Origin of the sequence: Pseudomonas purpurea (assembly GCF_039908635.1) — a bacterium.
GTDB classification, from domain to species: Bacteria; Pseudomonadota; Gammaproteobacteria; order Pseudomonadales; family Pseudomonadaceae; genus Aquipseudomonas; species Aquipseudomonas purpurea.
The window spans coordinates 5,384,116-5,399,462 of record NZ_CP150918.1 but is presented as its reverse complement, the minus strand read 5'-3'; the positions used below and the strand labels follow the sequence as shown (position 1 = coordinate 5,399,462).

General features: G+C 60.0%; 13 protein-coding genes. 10 read left to right on the top strand and 3 right to left on the bottom strand.

Going from position 1 to position 15,347, the window contains the following annotated elements:
• The first annotated feature begins 44 nt into the window (after positions 1–44).
• The 6 genes from tkt to fba all read left to right on the top strand — a co-directional run bounded on the left by tkt (position 45) and on the right by fba (position 6,444).
• Positions 45–2,042, top strand: a complete 1,998-nt coding sequence (tkt, locus tag AABM54_RS24295; RefSeq protein ID WP_347902446.1) for a transketolase — start codon at positions 45–47, stop codon at positions 2,040–2,042.
• A 150-nt stretch (positions 2,043–2,192) separates the two neighbouring features.
• On the top strand, positions 2,193–3,254 hold the full coding sequence (gene epd, locus AABM54_RS24290) for an erythrose-4-phosphate dehydrogenase (RefSeq protein ID WP_347902445.1): 1,062 nt from the start codon (positions 2,193–2,195) through the stop codon (positions 3,252–3,254).
• Between the two features lie 25 nt (positions 3,255–3,279).
• Entirely contained in the window at positions 3,280–4,443 is a 1,164-nt protein-coding gene (locus AABM54_RS24285; protein ID WP_347902444.1) for a phosphoglycerate kinase, read from the top strand.
• 32 nt (positions 4,444–4,475) lie between these two features.
• The gene (locus AABM54_RS24280) at positions 4,476–4,697 is read left to right on the top strand and encodes a hypothetical protein (RefSeq protein ID WP_347902443.1); all 222 of its coding nucleotides are present in this window, start codon (positions 4,476–4,478) and stop codon (positions 4,695–4,697) included.
• 59 nt (positions 4,698–4,756) lie between these two features.
• Entirely contained in the window at positions 4,757–5,086 is a 330-nt protein-coding gene (locus AABM54_RS24275; protein WP_347902442.1) for an MliC family protein, read from the top strand.
• Positions 5,087–5,379: 293 nt separating this feature from the next.
• Complete coding sequence (fba, locus tag AABM54_RS24270; protein ID WP_027617054.1) at positions 5,380–6,444, top strand: class II fructose-bisphosphate aldolase; 1,065 nt, start codon at positions 5,380–5,382, stop codon at positions 6,442–6,444.
• A 783-nt stretch (positions 6,445–7,227) separates the two neighbouring features.
• Here the strand turns inward: fba and AABM54_RS24265 are convergent.
• The gene (locus AABM54_RS24265) at positions 7,228–7,899 is read right to left on the bottom strand and encodes a polysaccharide lyase family 7 protein (RefSeq protein ID WP_347902441.1); all 672 of its coding nucleotides are present in this window, start codon (positions 7,897–7,899) and stop codon (positions 7,228–7,230) included.
• Positions 7,900–8,222: 323 nt separating this feature from the next.
• Between AABM54_RS24265 and AABM54_RS24260 the strand changes: the two genes are divergently transcribed.
• The 3 genes from AABM54_RS24260 to AABM54_RS24250 are packed head-to-tail and all read left to right on the top strand — an operon-like array spanning position 8,223 to position 11,200.
• Entirely contained in the window at positions 8,223–10,346 is a 2,124-nt protein-coding gene (locus AABM54_RS24260) for an EAL domain-containing protein (protein ID WP_347902440.1), read from the top strand.
• A gap of 42 nt (positions 10,347–10,388) precedes the next feature.
• Positions 10,389–10,880 (top strand): M48 family metallopeptidase, encoded by a 492-nt coding sequence (locus AABM54_RS24255; protein ID WP_347902439.1) that lies wholly within the window; start codon positions 10,389–10,391, stop codon positions 10,878–10,880.
• Positions 10,881–10,903: 23 nt separating this feature from the next.
• Positions 10,904–11,200 (top strand): winged helix-turn-helix domain-containing protein, encoded by a 297-nt coding sequence (locus AABM54_RS24250; RefSeq protein ID WP_347902438.1) that lies wholly within the window; start codon positions 10,904–10,906, stop codon positions 11,198–11,200.
• 104 nt (positions 11,201–11,304) lie between these two features.
• Here the strand turns inward: AABM54_RS24250 and AABM54_RS24245 are convergent, their stop codons facing one another.
• Entirely contained in the window at positions 11,305–11,757 is a 453-nt protein-coding gene (locus AABM54_RS24245; protein ID WP_347902437.1) for a GNAT family N-acetyltransferase, read from the bottom strand.
• Between the two features lie 273 nt (positions 11,758–12,030).
• On the opposite strand from AABM54_RS24245, the gene AABM54_RS24240 reads away from it, so the two are divergent.
• Positions 12,031–12,768 carry a transporter substrate-binding domain-containing protein gene (locus AABM54_RS24240; RefSeq protein WP_347902436.1) on the top strand — a complete coding sequence of 246 codons (738 nt, stop codon included), beginning with the start codon at positions 12,031–12,033 and terminating at the stop codon, positions 12,766–12,768.
• A 173-nt stretch (positions 12,769–12,941) separates the two neighbouring features.
• On the opposite strand, the gene yccS is transcribed toward AABM54_RS24240, so the two are convergent.
• Positions 12,942–15,125, bottom strand: coding sequence for a YccS family putative transporter (yccS, locus tag AABM54_RS24235; RefSeq protein ID WP_347902435.1), 2,184 nt, complete (start codon positions 15,123–15,125; stop codon positions 12,942–12,944).
• Between the last annotated feature and the right edge of the window lie 222 nt (positions 15,126–15,347).

Sequence of the window (15,347 nt, the reverse complement as noted above, 5' to 3'; positions counted from 1 at the left end):
TTCGTTTTATTCACTCTCGATTCAATACCCGCAGGAGAACAGCGATGCCCAGCCGTCGTGAGCGTGCCAACGCCATTCGTGCCCTCAGCATGGATGCCGTGCAAAAAGCCAACAGCGGCCATCCCGGTGCCCCTATGGGTATGGCGGATATCGCCGAAGTACTTTGGCGTGACTACCTGAAGCACAACCCGAGCAATCCATCGTTTGCCGACCGCGACCGGTTCATCCTGTCCAACGGTCACGGTTCGATGTTGATCTACTCGCTGCTGCACCTGACCGGCTATGACCTGTCGATCGATGACCTGAAAAGCTTCCGCCAACTGCACAGCCGCACTCCGGGCCACCCGGAACTCGGTTACACACCGGGTGTTGAAACCACCACTGGCCCGTTGGGTCAGGGCCTGGCCAACGCCGTGGGTTTTGCCCTGGCCGAGAAAGTCCTGGCGGCGCAGTTCAACCGTCCAGGCCACAACGTTGTCGACCATCACACCTACGTGTTCCTGGGTGATGGCTGCATGATGGAAGGCATTTCCCACGAAGTCAGCTCCCTGGCCGGTACCTTGGGCCTGGGCAAACTGATCGCCTTCTACGATGACAACGGTATCTCCATCGATGGCGAAGTCGAAGGCTGGTTCACCGATGACACCCCGAAGCGTTTCGAAGCCTACAACTGGCAAGTGATCCGCAACGTTGACGGTCACGACCCTGAAGAAATCAAGATCGCGATCGACACTGCACGCAAAAGCGAGCAACCGACGCTGATCTGCTGCAAAACCACCATCGGTTTCGGCTCGCCGAACAAGCAAGGCAAGGAAGACTGCCACGGCGCCCCACTGGGTGACGCGGAAATCGCCCTGACCCGTGCTGCGTTGAAGTGGAACCACGGCCCGTTCGAAATCCCGGCTGATATCTACGCCGAATGGGACGCCAAGGAAGCAGGTGCTGCTGCCGAAGCCGAGTGGGATCAGCGTTTCGCTGCCTACTCTGCCGCATTCCCTGAATTGGCCAATGAGTTGGTTCGTCGTCTGAGCGGTGACCTGCCAGCGGACTTCTCTGAAAAAGCGGCTGCCTACATCGCTGAAGTCGCGGCCAAAGGTGAAACCATCGCCAGCCGTAAAGCCAGCCAGAACGCCCTGAACGCGTTCGGCCCGTTGCTGCCGGAAATGCTCGGCGGTTCGGCTGACCTGGCCGGTTCCAACCTGACCCTGTGGAAAGGTTGCAAAGGCGTCAGCGCTGAAGACGCCAGCGGCAACTACATGTATTACGGCGTTCGCGAGTTCGGCATGACCGCCATCATGAACGGCGTTGCCCTGCACGGCGGCCTGGTGCCTTACGGCGCGACCTTCCTGATGTTCATGGAATACGCCCGCAACGCAGTGCGCATGTCCGCCCTGATGAAGCAGCGTGTGATCCACGTCTACACCCACGACTCCATCGGTCTGGGCGAAGACGGCCCGACGCACCAGCCAATCGAGCAACTGGCCAGCCTGCGCTGCACGCCGAACCTCGACACTTGGCGTCCAGCCGATGCCGTTGAATCGGCCGTGGCCTGGAAGTTCGCCCTGGAGCGCAAGGACGGTCCTTCGGCCCTGATCTTCTCGCGTCAGAACCTGCAACACCAAACCCGTGATGCCGGCCAGATCGCCGACATCAGCCGTGGTGGCTACGTGTTGAAAGACTGCGCAGGCGAGCCTGAGCTGATCCTGATCGCGACCGGTTCGGAAGTCGGCCTGGCGGTTCAAGCCTTCGACAAACTGACCGAGCAGGGCCGCAAGGTGCGCGTGGTTTCGATGCCTTGCACCAGCGTGTTCGATGCCCAGGATGCCGGCTACAAGCAATCGGTCCTGCCGTTGCAGGTCAGCGCCCGTATCGCCATCGAGGCCGCTCACGCGGACTACTGGTACAAGTACGTGGGCCTGGAAGGCCGCGTCATCGGCATGACCACCTACGGCGAGTCGGCGCCTGCGCCAGCCTTGTTCGAAGAGTTCGGCTTCACCCTGGAAAACATCCTGGGTCAGGCTGAAGAGCTGCTGGAAGACTAAATCCGGAAATCGGGTTGTCTGAACTGACGCTATCGCGAGCAAGCTCGCTTCCACATGGAAGGTGTACACCCTGTGGGAGCGAGCTTGCTCGCGATGACAATGGAACATTCAACGCCGCACTAACGGATTCACCCAGGTATCGAGAACCCCATGCCTCAACCGCGTCCCTACAAAGTTGCACTCAACGGCTACGGCCGGATTGGTCGTTGCGTCTTGCGTGCTTTGTTCGAGCGAGGGGCGGCTGCCGGGTTTGAAATTGTTGCAATCAACGATCTGGCCGACATGGCCAGCATCGAATACCTGACACGCTTCGACTCCACCCACGGGCGTTTTCCCGGCGAGGTGAAGGTCGACGGCGATTGTCTGCATATTAATGGCGATTGCGTGAAGGTCCTGCGCAGTGCCACCCCCGAAGGCATCGATTGGGCGTCGCTTGGCGTCGATCTGGTGCTTGAATGCTCCGGCGCCTATAACACCCGCGCAGACGGCCAGCGTTTCCTCGACGCCGGCGCGCCGCGCGTGCTGTTTTCCCAGCCGATGGCCAGCGAGGCGGATGTCGACGCCACCATCGTCTACGGCGTCAATCAGGATTGCCTGACCGGCGATGAACTGCTGGTGTCCAACGCGTCCTGCACCACCAACTGTGGCGTGCCGTTGTTGCGTCTGCTGGACCAGGCCTTTGGTCTGGATTACGTGTCGATCACCACCATTCACTCGGCGATGAACGACCAACCGGTGATCGACGCCTATCATCACGAAGACCTGCGCCGCACCCGTTCGGCGTTCCAGTCGGTGATCCCGGTGTCCACCGGTCTGGCGCGCGGCATCGAACGCCTGTTGCCGGAACTTGCCGGGCGAATTCAGGCCAAAGCCGTACGCGTGCCGACGGTTAACGTGTCTTGCCTCGACATCACGATGCAGACCGTGACCGACACCGATGCGAGCGAGGTCAACCGGATACTGCGTGAGGCGGCTACCAGCGGCCCGCTCAAAGGTCTGTTGGCCTACACCGAGTTGCCCCACGCCAGTTGTGATTTCAACCATGACCCGCATTCGGCCATCGTCGATGCCAGTCAGACCCGCGTTTCCGGTCCGAGGCTGGTGAACGTACTGGCCTGGTTCGACAACGAATGGGGCTTTGCCAACCGAATGCTGGACGTTGCAGAACACTATTTACACACAGCTGCACCACAACCAAAACCTGCTCTCTAAAACAGCTATCCAGGAAATGCGACCCATGACCGTGTTGAAGATGACCGACCTCGATCTGCAAGGTAAGCGCGTACTGATCCGCGAAGACCTCAACGTCCCAGTCAAGGACGGTGTTGTCACCAGCGATGCGCGAATCCTGGCCTCGCTGCCGACCATCAAGCTGGCCCTGGAAAAAGGCGCGGCCGTGATGGTCTGCTCGCACCTGGGCCGTCCGACTGAAGGCGAATTCTCGGCCGAGAACAGCCTCAAGCCCGTTGCGGATTACCTGAGCAAGGCCTTGGGCCGTGACGTGCCGCTGGTGGCCGACTACCTGGGCGGCGTTGACGTGAAGGCTGGCGACATCGTGCTGTTCGAGAACGTGCGCTTCAACAAGGGCGAGAAAAAGAACGCTGACGAACTGGCCCAGCAATACGCCGCCCTGTGCGACGTGTTCGTGATGGACGCCTTCGGCACCGCTCACCGTGCCGAGGGTTCGACCCACGGCGTGGCCAAGTTCGCCAAAGTCGCTGCCGCAGGCCCGCTGCTGGCGGCCGAACTGGACGCACTGGGCAAGGCCCTCGGCGCCCCGGCCCAGCCAATGGCTGCCATCGTCGCCGGCTCCAAGGTTTCGACCAAGCTCGACGTACTGAACAGCCTGAGCCAGATCTGCAACCAGTTGATCGTTGGCGGCGGCATTGCCAACACGTTCCTGGCCGCTGCCGGCCACCCGGTTGGCAAGTCGCTGTACGAACCTGACCTGCTGGACACTGCCCGCGCCATCGCCGCTAAAGTCAGCGTGCCGTTGCCGGTCGACGTGGTGGTTGCCAAGGAATTCGCTGAAAGCGCTACCGCAACCGTCAAGCTGATCGCCGACGTGGCGGCAGACGACATGATCCTGGACATCGGCCCACAGACCGCGGCGAATTTCGCCGAGCTGCTGAAGTCGTCGAAAACCATCCTGTGGAACGGCCCGGTCGGCGTGTTTGAATTCGACCAGTTCGGCAACGGCACCAAAGTTCTGGCCCAGGCCATCGCTGAGAGCTCGGCGTTCTCCATCGCGGGCGGTGGCGACACCCTGGCGGCCATCGATAAATATGGCGTTGGCGAACAGATCTCCTACATTTCTACCGGCGGTGGCGCGTTCCTCGAATTCGTCGAGGGCAAAGTGCTGCCAGCCGTTGAAGTCCTGGAAAGCCGGGCCAAGGCGTAAGCCGCCCATTGACCAGGCAAAGGAGTGTTTTCATGGTCAAGACGTTACCGCTGTTGATCGTCGCGGCGTTGCTGGCCGGCTGCGGGAGCACCCCGAATGCCGCGTCGGCGCCGGAGACGGCGACGCCTGAAAACGGTTGTTACCAGGCCGACTGGCAGGCGGAAACCAATCCGGTGCTCAACAAGCGCTCCGGGCCTGATGGCCTGGATAAATACGAGACGCGGACCCCGGCCAAGGAACATGGTTGTCCTTGACGGGTCTGACTCACTAACTCCCAGGGCTGGCAGTGTGTGCCGTCAGCCGAGGAACACCGATGAAAGGCTTTATCGCCGTTGCGGCACTGGCATTGCTGGCAGGTTGCGCCAACTTGAACCTGCTTCAGTCGCCCAAAACGGACAACTGGACGACCTGGACCTGCGACAGCGAGGCCAAAGTGGTCTGGCGTTTTACCGATGACAGCCGCAAGGAAGTCGATGTGCGTCTGGGCGGGGCCGATCAGGTCTATCGCTTGAAGCTGGAGCCAAGCGGCTCGGGTTCGCTGTACAGCAACGACATGCTGGCGTTTCACGTAAAGGGTGAGGAAGGCCTGGTGTACTGGGTCGCCACCAATGATTTGATCGGCCGCGGCTGTAAAGCCAAGTAATACCGCTGGCCGCAGGGCTTTTGTGGCGAGGGAGCTTGCTCCCGCTGGAGCGCGAAGCGGTCCCAAAGCCAGTCGACTCAGTGTTTCAGAAAGACCGAGTCAAACGGTTTACGACTGCTTCGCAGCCGAGCGCGAGCAAGCTCGCTCGCCACAGGGTTCTTCGTAACACACAAGATTTATGTTTACCGAATTCGCAGCCCGGCCTTACCCCCGATCTGCAATAACTTGAATAGCAGCCGCCGCTACGGCAGGCTTGCACGATTAACGACCCTCAACCGGGAGAGACACACACAATGGCACTCATCAGCATGCGCCAGATGCTGGACCACGCAGCCGAATTCGGCTACGGCGTTCCAGCTTTCAACGTCAACAACCTTGAACAAATGCGCGCCATCATGGAAGCCGCTGACAAGACTGACTCCCCGGTGATCGTCCAGGCTTCGGCCGGCGCCCGTAAATACGCTGGCGCGCCATTCCTGCGTCACCTGATTCTGGCGGCAATCGAAGAGTTCCCGCACATCCCGGTGTGCATGCACCAGGACCACGGCACCAGCCCTGACGTCTGCCAGCGCTCCATTCAACTGGGCTTCAGCTCGGTCATGATGGACGGCTCCCTGGGCGAAGACGGCAAGACCCCGACCGACTACGACTACAACGTGCGCGTCACCCAACAAACCGTAGCCCTGGCTCACGCCTGCGGCGTCTCGGTAGAAGGCGAGCTGGGCTGCCTGGGTTCGCTGGAAACCGGCATGGCCGGTGAAGAAGACGGCATCGGTGCCGAAGGCGTTCTGGATCACAGCCAGATGCTGACCGACCCGGAAGAAGCCGCCGACTTCGTCAAGCGCACTCAGGTCGACGCCCTGGCCATCGCCATCGGCACCAGCCACGGCGCGTACAAGTTCACCAAGCCGCCTACCGGCGACGTGTTGGCCATCGACCGTATCAAGGAAATCCACAAACGCATCCCGAACACCCACCTGGTGATGCACGGTTCTTCTTCGGTGCCGCAAGAGTGGCTGGCTATCATCAACCAGTACGGCGGCGACATCAAAGAAACCTACGGCGTCCCGGTTGAAGAAATCGTCGAAGGCATCAAGCACGGCGTGCGCAAGGTCAACATCGACACCGACCTGCGCCTGGCCTCCACCGGTGCGATGCGTCGCCTGATGGCCACCAACCCGAGCGAGTTCGACCCGCGTAAATTCTTCGGCGCCACCGTGACGGCCATGCGCGACGTGTGCATCGCACGTTATGAAGCCTTCGGTACCGCGGGCAACGCTTCGAAGATCAAGCCGATCTCCCTGGAAGCGATGTACCAGCGTTATCTGAAAGGTGAGTTGAACGCCAAGGTCAACTAAGCCTGAGTGTTTGATCGCGTTAACAAGAACCCGCCAGAGGCGGGTTTTTTGTGGGCGCTGTCATTGAACCTGGCCGTTCGTGACTGCTTATGTGCGCCTTATATTTTTTCTTGTGAATATGCTGCCCAGGTAGTCCGAAGTTGTATTAAAGACTGTTATTTCTGACAGTTGGCCCCCGATCAGTGACGACCTACTATTCGACGCGTAATGCAAAAGAGTGGGTGGCCAGATAATCAAGTCAGCTCCCCTAATATCGTTGATCGAAAGGATAGCGGCTATGTCAATGACAGAAGATGCACGCGGGGAAGGCGAGACTCAGGCACAGGAAGCCTCATTCAGTTCTGGCAGTCGGGAGGGCTCGTTGGCTCCTGTAATGGCGTTTGAAAGAAATTGGGATCGATATGGTTACTGCATAGTTAATATGACTTTAAAACTAAAGTCGGCAGTGGGTGGCACTGTTCTTCTGAGCTGGTCAGGGAGGTCTACAAGTTTGGGGCAACTTTTGCCTGGGGGCTCGGGGACCACCTACACTACGCAGATTGGTTTCAGCGAGACCCAACGAGTCGGTCTGAAAGTGACTGTAATTTCCAGTCCCAATAACACTCCGAATCCATTCGAAGTCTTGGACTCAACCTTCACGCTGACCCCCTGACGTCGGTTCGAAGATGTAAAGGTGTGGATCGCTCCCACGCTCTGCGTGGGAGTGCCGCTCCCTTCGCTGATGTGACGCAGAGCGTCACAGGATGAATGCCCGAGCGCCTCACAGTGAGAGCGATCAGGTCTTCAGGGTTTGTCGTGATCGATGTCCAGCTTGCTGAACGTCACCTTGCCGCCCTCGCTGGTGTATCCGGTGTTGTCCTGCACATACACCCCAGCCTTGAAGTACAGCGGTTTGTCGCGCCAGGTGGCGCTGATCTTCGTGTCCCACTGGTAGCCCGCGGCGCTGATACCCAAGGCTCCGCCGGGGCTGAGGTGGATCAGGTAGGAAAAGCTCTGGTCCAGTTTTACCCCGGTGGCGATGGTGATCACCCGGCCTTCTTCGTCATCCGGGCGCATGCGCACCTTGGCGACGATGTTGCCGGTCAGCGTGCTGGTCTTGTACTGGTACTCGACCTTCACCAGCGGTTTTTGACTGTTATAGGCATGGATCTGGCCGATGACGATCTTGCCCGAACTTGGCACCTGGTTCACCGTCAGGGTCGCGCGCAACAAGTTATCGGCTTCGGGGTAGAGCCAGTTGCGCAGGGTGCCGTTGCTGTAGGTCTCGCGCAATTCGCTGCGCGGGTAAATCGCATTTTCGGTACGTGAGCCAGTCACCGGGGACCAGAAAAACAACGTGCCGGTATCGGAATGGAAGTACTGATCCTTGAAGCCACTCACCAGTTTTGGGGTGTCGATGGTTGCAGGTGGGCTGCCGACGGGAACGCTCAGGTTCCAGGTTGCCAGATCGATCATGTTCAAACCTTCCGCGAGTTTTTACCGTGCGAGGAACGCCCGAGGCTTTAGCTCGCACCTTAGAGGGCGGTCTTTATAAGCGTAGAAGGTGCCCTTGTTAACGCCCGTCCGGCGGACGGCTGGCGTCAACCTTCTGTCGAATTGCCATCCTTCCCGGTTTCATGGGGTTTGGTGAGCGACCGTTAGTCGGTTGACCATGGCTTTGGCCGGGTGATGGCGTCCTGATACCTACTGCTTTCGCAGAACCGGGTCTAGAGTGATGACTCAGTAATTGTCCGGTTTTTCACGGCAGCCGGCCTGACGTTCCCGACAAGAGAAGCAGCATGGAATGCGCGCAACCGAAGCCAGGTGAAGGCAGCTCAGTCCTATTGATCGTCGATGATTACCCCGAAAACCTGCTCAGCATGCGCGCCTTGTTACAGCGCCAGGACTGGCAGGTGATGACCGCCGCCTCGGGGATCGAGGCACTGAGCCTGTTGCTTGAACACGAAGTCGACCTGGTACTGCTGGATGTGCAGATGCCCGGCATGGATGGTTTTGAAGTCGCCCGCCTGATGCGCGGCAGCCAGCGGACCCGCCTCACCCCGATCATCTTCCTGACCGCCAACGAGCAGTCCCAGGATGCCGTGATCAAGGGCTATGCCAGTGGCGCGGTGGATTACCTGTTCAAACCCTTCGACCCGCAAATCCTCAAACCCAAAGTCCAGGCGCTGCTTGAGCACCAGCGCAATCGTCGGGCACTGCAACGCCTGAGCCATGACCTGGAAGTGGCGCGGGCCTTTAATGCCTCGGTGCTGGATAACGCCGCCGAAGGCATTCTGGTGGTGGGCGAGGACGGGGTGATACGGTTCGCCAACCCGGCCATGTCGCGCCTGCTCAATGCGCCGGTCGCAGAGCTGCAAGGCGCGCCGTTTCTGGAGTTCCTGCAAAAACCCCATATTCCCCAGTGGAGCGATTCGCCGATCAACGCCAGTTACCGCCGCGGTGAAACCTGGCGCGTGCATGACGCGCTGCTGCGCACGGCCCCCGGCCAACAAGTGCCCGTGGCGTTGTCCTGTGCGCCGCTGCCCCCTGAACAAAAGGCCATGGTGGTGACCGTGCTGGACATGTCGGTGGTGCGCCACTTGCACCAGCAACTGGAGTTCCAGGCCGTTACTGACCCGTTGACCGGGCTGCTCAACCGGCGCGGGTTTTACCAGACCGTCGAAAACCTGCTGTTGCGCGGCGAACGTACGGACAGTTCATGGGTGCTGCTTTACCTGGACCTGGACGGCTTCAAACGGGTCAATGATTCACTCGGGCACGACGCGGGTGACCGTGTGTTGCGTTGGGTTTCCGAACAGCTGAAAGCCTGTTTGCGGCCCTTCGATATCCTGGCGCGAATGGGCGGCGACGAGTTCACCGCGTTGCTGGACCTGGAGTTTGCAGAGCAGGCGGCCAAGATTGCCGAGAAGCTCATCGAGCGGTTGTCGATCTGTCAGCAGATCGAAGGCATGGACGTGGTGCTGGGCGCCAGCATCGGCATTGCCACCTATCCCGATTGCGGTTCCAACCTCGACGGATTGCTGCGCGCATCCGACATCGCCATGTATGAAGCCAAGCGAGCGGGGCGTCAGCAGTATCGCTTTTACGATCATGAAATGAATGGCCGTGCCCGTTCGCGCCTGATGCTCGAAGAGAGCGTGCGCACGGCCATTGAAAACAAGGATTTCAACCTCGTGTATCAACCTCAGGTGTCGATTGCCGACGGCCGTCTGCGCGGGTTTGAAGCGCTGTTGCGCTGGCAGCATCCCAGTGTGGGCGATGTGCCGCCGGGGCTGTTTTTACCGTTGCTGGAAGAGGTGCGGCTGATCAGCCGCCTGGGCAGCTGGATTTACCATCGCGGTGCGGGCCAGCGAAAAGCCTGGGAGGGCGTGTTCGCCGATGACCTGGTGCTGGGCGTGAGCTTGAGCAGCACCCAGTTCGGCATGCCGAACCTGGTGACGGAGTTGCGCCAGGTGCTGGAGCGCCACGCGTTGCAGCCACGTCAGCTTGAGGTCGAGATCACCGAAGACGCCCTGATGCAGAACCTCGATGAGTCCCGCAAACAACTGCGTTTGCTGCGCAACCTAGGGGTGCGAGTGGCGCTGGACGATTTTGGCTCCGGGCCGTGTTCGTTGGCGTATTTGCGCGATCTTGAGTTCGACACCCTCAAACTGGACCGGCACCTGATCGCCCGGTTGCTGGAGTCGCCACGGGATGCGGCGATCGCCCGTAGCGTGATCGATCTGTGCAAGGAATTCGGCGTGCTGGTGATCGCCGAAGGGGTGGAGACGCCTGCGCAGTATCAGTGGTTGCAGGCCAACGGTTGCGAGTACGTGCAAGGCTTCCTGGTGGCGCGACCGCTGATGGCCGAGGACGCCGGCCAGTTTGTGCAGCCTTTCGACTGGAGCGCGCTGGGAACCTGAATTCGTTACACTGGCGACCTTTCGTGACTCTGCCGCCGCCCCATGACCGTGCTCAAATACCTCCAGGCTTATCCCCCCGCATTGCAAGAGCAGGTTCAGCAGCTGATTGCTCAAGATCGGCTGGGTGCTTACCTCACTCAACGTTATCCAGAGAAACATGCGGTGCAGAGCGACAAGGCGCTGTACAGCTACGCACTGGAACTCAAGCAGGAGTATTTGCGCAATGCGCCGGCCATCGACAAGGTGCTGTTCGATAACCGCCTCGACCTGACCCACCGCGCATTGGGCCTGCACACTGCGATATCCCGGGTGCAGGGTGGCAAGCTCAAGGCCAAGAAAGAAATTCGCATCGCGTCATTGTTCAAGGACGCGGCGCCCGAGTTTCTGAAAATGATCGTGGTGCATGAGTTGGCGCATTTCAAAGAGTCGGATCACAACAAGGCGTTCTACAAGTTGTGCGAACACATGTTGCCGGGGTATCACCAGGTGGAGTTCGATCTGCGGGTGTACCTGACCTGGCGGGATATGCAGTAAGCCTTGCAACAAGGAGTGTGTGGATGGACGTGAGCAAGACCAAAAGCAGCTTTTACCGCCGGTTGTACGTGGCGTACCTGATCGACAGCGGGCTGGCCAGCAGTGTCCCGGCGTTGACCGAAGTGACCGGCATGCCCCGGCGCACGGCCCAGGACACCATTGCGGCATTGGCGGATCTGGACATTGTCTGCGAGTTCGAGCAGCAAGGCGGTGCGCGCAATCATGCAGGCCGTTATCGGATTCGCGAGTGGGGGGCCATTGACCGGGGATGGATCGAGCGCAATCTTCGGCAGATCAAAGCGGTGCTTGAGTATCCCTGACGGCTGGGTTCGCTTTAGACCGACCCCTCACCCCAACCCTCCCGAAACGTCGGACCGCCCCAGAGGGGAGAGGGTGAGGGTGATTCCAGAGTCTGTCGTAACTCTTAAGCCCGGCGCATACCGATGTGCGGAATATCGTCCTCCAGGTATTCTTCGCCCGCCACCACAAAACCGTACCGTGCGTAGTACGCCTGCAAATGCGCCTGGGCGGACAGATAGATCGAGATTTCCGGCCAGTGTTTTTCGGCCTGCTTCAGGCCCTGGCTCAGCAACTCGTGGCCCAGCCCGGTGCCCCGCGCTGGCGGGGCGACGATGACCCGGCCAATCACCACGTCACCGCCCTGTGAGGTCGGGTCCAGCAGGCGCAGATACGCGACCAACCGATCACCGTCCCAGCCCATCAAGTGGCAGGTATCGCCATCCAGGTCCTGTTCATCGAGGTCTTGATAGGTGCATTTCTGCTCGACCACGAACACTTCGGCACGCAAGCGCAAAATGGCGTAGAGCTGTTCCTTGCCCAGATCGCTGTGATGTTTACAGACCCAATCGATTGTCATTCTTTTCGTCCTGTCAGAAGCCTGGTTTCGATACTAAGCGCCCTGCCGTCGGATGTCTTGCCTGCGTTGGCGACGCAATGTGTGATAAAGGCCAAAATGCCATCATTCATTTCTCGCCAGATTGTCTTCTTTGTGTAATCTGCGAGGTAGCTCCGTGCACTGGCTTCAATGAGCTAATGTTAGGGCCGGGCCTGTGGCCGTTTGTCGGTATACCGGCCTTTGAGTTTTGGCTAAAAACACGCTGGGCTTCCCGCCCGCTAAGGATTTTTTAGCATGCCGCGATTGCATCGAGCCTGTGCTTTGATTGGATTGCTGTTGCTGACCCAGAGCGCTGCAGCGGAAAAATTGCGTCTGGTTGCCGATGCCTGGCCGCCGTTCACCGACGCGACGCTGGTCAACGGGGGGCTGGCCACTGATATCGTCAGTACCGCGTTGGCGCGGGCGGGGTATGCCAGCGAGTTCGAGCAGGTGCCTTGGGCACGGGCACTGCTGGGTGTGGGCGAGGGGCGCTATGACGTGCTGGTTAATGCCTGGTACGACAAGGCGCGCACACAATTGGGGCAGTTCTCCAATGAGTACCTGCTGAACCGCATACGGTTCATCAAGCGCAAAGATGCACCGCTGGAGTACAACACGTTGCAGCAACTGCACATGTACCCGATTGCGGTGGTGCGGGGTTACGCCTATTCGGCGGAGTTCGACGGCGATGCGGCGTTGCAGAAAGTGCCGGTGCATAACTTCGCCATGGCCGTGCGTATGCTGGCGGCCGACCGCGTGAAGCTGACTCTCGAAGACGAATACGTGGCCCGTTACTACCTGGCCCGGGAATCATCCAAAGTGCGCAACGCAGTGGAGTTCCTGCCCAAGCCCTTGAGCGAAAACAGCCTGCACATCCTGGTCAGTCTGAAGAACCCCGAGCATGCGCAAATCGTCGCGGGTTTCGACCGCGAGATCGCCAAGATGAAGGCGGACGGCAGCTATGACCGATTGATGAAGCAGCATGGGATGTGAGGTTTGCTGCTGTGGCGAGGGAGCTTGTCGGAACGCCGCACCGTCCCGCTGGGTTGCGAAGCGACCCAATACAAGCCACTCAATGTGTCAGGTAGAAAACCATTTACCGGTTTACGGCTGCTACGCACCCGAACGCGAACAAGCTCGCTCGCCACAGGGGTGTGCGCGTGTCCTCAATCTTCGCTGGTGTCTTTAATGAGGTGCGCCGCCAAGGTCCGCAACGGTCCCAACTGTCGGCAGATCAGCGCCAGTTGGGTTTGCACCAATCGCTGGCCTTCGTCGATTTCATCGGGCATCTGCTCCAGCGTCGCGGCCAACGCTTCTTCCTCGTCGCTCTGAATCGCAATCGGCAGTTTGCTCGCCAGCCCCTGGGCGATTTCGTCGATGCTGGCCGCCAGACTCACCCCGGCACCGTCGATCAACTGTTCACGCACATCGGGCGGCAGCTGGGTTTCGCGGTGCGCGCCCAGGCCCGACAAGTAGCTGAGCAAGGTGTGGGAGAGCACCAGGAAACGGAACCCGACATCGGCCTCCTTACGGAAATGCCCTGGTTCCATGAGCATGTTGGCCAGGGTGGTCGACAACGCGGCGTCGGCGTTGTGTGCATTGCGTCGCGCCAGCCGATAAGCCAGGTCATCACTTTTACCCGCCGCGTATTGCAGCATGATTTGCCGCAGGTAAATGCTGTTGCACGTCAGGGTGTTGGCCAGCACTTTGTTCAGCCGACGGCCCTGCCAGTCCGGCAGGAACAGGAACACCGCGAGCCCCGCAATCAAACTGCCGAGCAAGGTGTCGAACAGCCTTGGCAGAAACAGCCCGTAACCGTCGCCCACCTGGTTGAAGCAGAAGAGCACCATCAAGGTGATTGCTGCCGTGGCCAGGGTGTAGCGGGTGGTGCGGTTGATAAAGAACACCACCCCGGCGGCGATGGCGAAACACGATTGCACCAGCGGGTTGGGGAACAGGTCGAACAACGCCCACGCCACCGTCAGGCCAATCGCTGTGCCGACAATCCGCTGGCCGAGTTTGCGCCGCGTGGCGCCGTAGTTCGGTTGGCAGACGAACAGTGTGGTGAGGATGATCCAGTAGCCTTGCGACGGGTGGATCAAATGCACCATGCCGTAGCCGATGGTCAGCGCCAGGGGCAAGCGCAGGGCATGCCGGAACAACAACGAGGTCGGCGTGAGCTGGGTACGCAAGCGGCTCCAGACGTCCTTGAGGTTGCGCGGCGAGCGATCGAGCAGGCTGCTGTCGGTGGCGTCGGCGAGGTTGTCGGGGTTGCTGGCGTCGCTGAGCAACCGGTCGAGGGTGCCCAGGTTTGCGGCCAGCGCACGCAACGAACGCAGCAGCCCGCGCCAGGCCGGGTTGCTCTGGATGCGCAGGTGTTCGAGGGAAGCGTGCAGGTCGTTCAGGGCTTCGGCGAACGTGGCGTCGTAGACGAACGGCTGGCGCATCTGGATCGACTCGGCCAGCGCCCGGCAGGCCTTGCCTTGCTGGCGCAGCAGGCGTTGGCAGCGGAACAGCACGTCGCTGTGGAAGAAGGCTTCAGCCAAGGCGTTGTAAGGGTAGTGCGAGGAACTGGCGCGTTCGTGGATGTCCTGCGCCAGGAAGTACAGCTTCAGGTAGCGGCTGACTTTCGACCCCGGCCGGCCATTGCCGACCCGGTGCAGGATGATTTCCTTGGCCGCATTGAGCGCGGCGACCACCCGGCCATTCTGCTGCGCCAGTTCCAGCCGACGGGCCTCGACGTCCATCTGCCGGATCGGTTCGAACAATGACGATTTGAGTTTCAGGTAAAAACCCAGCTCGCGGAACAGTCGCGCCAGGCTTTGTTGCACCGGTTGGTTGGAAAACAACGCCTGCCAGAGTACCGAGAGCAAGCCGTACCAGGCCGCGCCGGCCACCAGCAGCACCGGTTCATGCCAGAGGTCGGTGACCGCGCCACCGCGCTGGTCCACGCCAATCATGGTGTACACCGAGAGGATCAGCGTCGCTGAAGCAATCGCCCCATACCGTTCGCCCAAGGCACCGAGCATGGTCAGGCCGAAACTGGCCAATGCCAGGGCGAACACGAAGACGTACGGGTAGGGGAATAACAACTCGACCGAGAAGGCGGCGACGCTGAAACACACCAGCGTCACGGCGAGCGCATTGAGGCGACCCTGCCAACTGTCGTCGGTCTCGGCCAGGGCGCTGGCGATAATCCCCAGGAACAACGGGATCAACAGGCCCATTTCATCCTGATACCAGCACAGCGCCATGCTGCCGGTCAGGGCGATGAACACCCGCACGCTATAGCTGAATTTATCCAGTGCCCAGAGGCGACGCAGAGACTGACGAAGTGGAGTCGATGACATGAAGTGCGAAGGCCTTCCGGGGCAATGCAGCTAAATTGAGCCAGTAATGACGACGGCGCAATGGCGCCGATCACATCTGGCAGCAAAAACTGTTCCTTGCTTGGTGAAGATTTCAGGTCTGCATTGAACCTGTGGCGAGGGAGCTTGCTCCCGCTCGGCGGCGTAGCCGTCGTAAATCCTGCGAATGCGGTTTGTCTGGCAGATTGTAATGACGGGTTTTGG

What these genes read in the sequence shown, in the direction of transcription:
- AABM54_RS24250 (WP_347902438.1), top strand. Translation starts at nt 10,904, where the DNA reads ATGGACGTGAGCAAGACCAAAAGCAGCTTTTACCGCCGGTTGTACGTG.
- AABM54_RS24265 (WP_347902441.1), bottom strand. Translation starts at nt 7,899, where the DNA reads ATGATCGATCTGGCAACCTGGAACCTGAGCGTTCCCGTCGGCAGCCCA.
- fba (WP_027617054.1), top strand. Translation starts at nt 5,380, where the DNA reads ATGGCACTCATCAGCATGCGCCAGATGCTGGACCACGCAGCCGAATTC.
- tkt (WP_347902446.1), top strand. Translation starts at nt 45, where the DNA reads ATGCCCAGCCGTCGTGAGCGTGCCAACGCCATTCGTGCCCTCAGCATG.
- yccS (WP_347902435.1), bottom strand. Translation starts at nt 15,125, where the DNA reads ATGTCATCGACTCCACTTCGTCAGTCTCTGCGTCGCCTCTGGGCACTG.
- AABM54_RS24255 (WP_347902439.1), top strand. Translation starts at nt 10,389, where the DNA reads ATGACCGTGCTCAAATACCTCCAGGCTTATCCCCCCGCATTGCAAGAG.
- AABM54_RS24245 (WP_347902437.1), bottom strand. Translation starts at nt 11,757, where the DNA reads ATGACAATCGATTGGGTCTGTAAACATCACAGCGATCTGGGCAAGGAA.
- AABM54_RS24285 (WP_347902444.1), top strand. Translation starts at nt 3,280, where the DNA reads ATGACCGTGTTGAAGATGACCGACCTCGATCTGCAAGGTAAGCGCGTA.
- AABM54_RS24275 (WP_347902442.1), top strand. Translation starts at nt 4,757, where the DNA reads ATGAAAGGCTTTATCGCCGTTGCGGCACTGGCATTGCTGGCAGGTTGC.
- AABM54_RS24280 (WP_347902443.1), top strand. Translation starts at nt 4,476, where the DNA reads ATGGTCAAGACGTTACCGCTGTTGATCGTCGCGGCGTTGCTGGCCGGC.
- AABM54_RS24240 (WP_347902436.1), top strand. Translation starts at nt 12,031, where the DNA reads ATGCCGCGATTGCATCGAGCCTGTGCTTTGATTGGATTGCTGTTGCTG.
- AABM54_RS24260 (WP_347902440.1), top strand. Translation starts at nt 8,223, where the DNA reads ATGGAATGCGCGCAACCGAAGCCAGGTGAAGGCAGCTCAGTCCTATTG.
- epd (WP_347902445.1), top strand. Translation starts at nt 2,193, where the DNA reads ATGCCTCAACCGCGTCCCTACAAAGTTGCACTCAACGGCTACGGCCGG.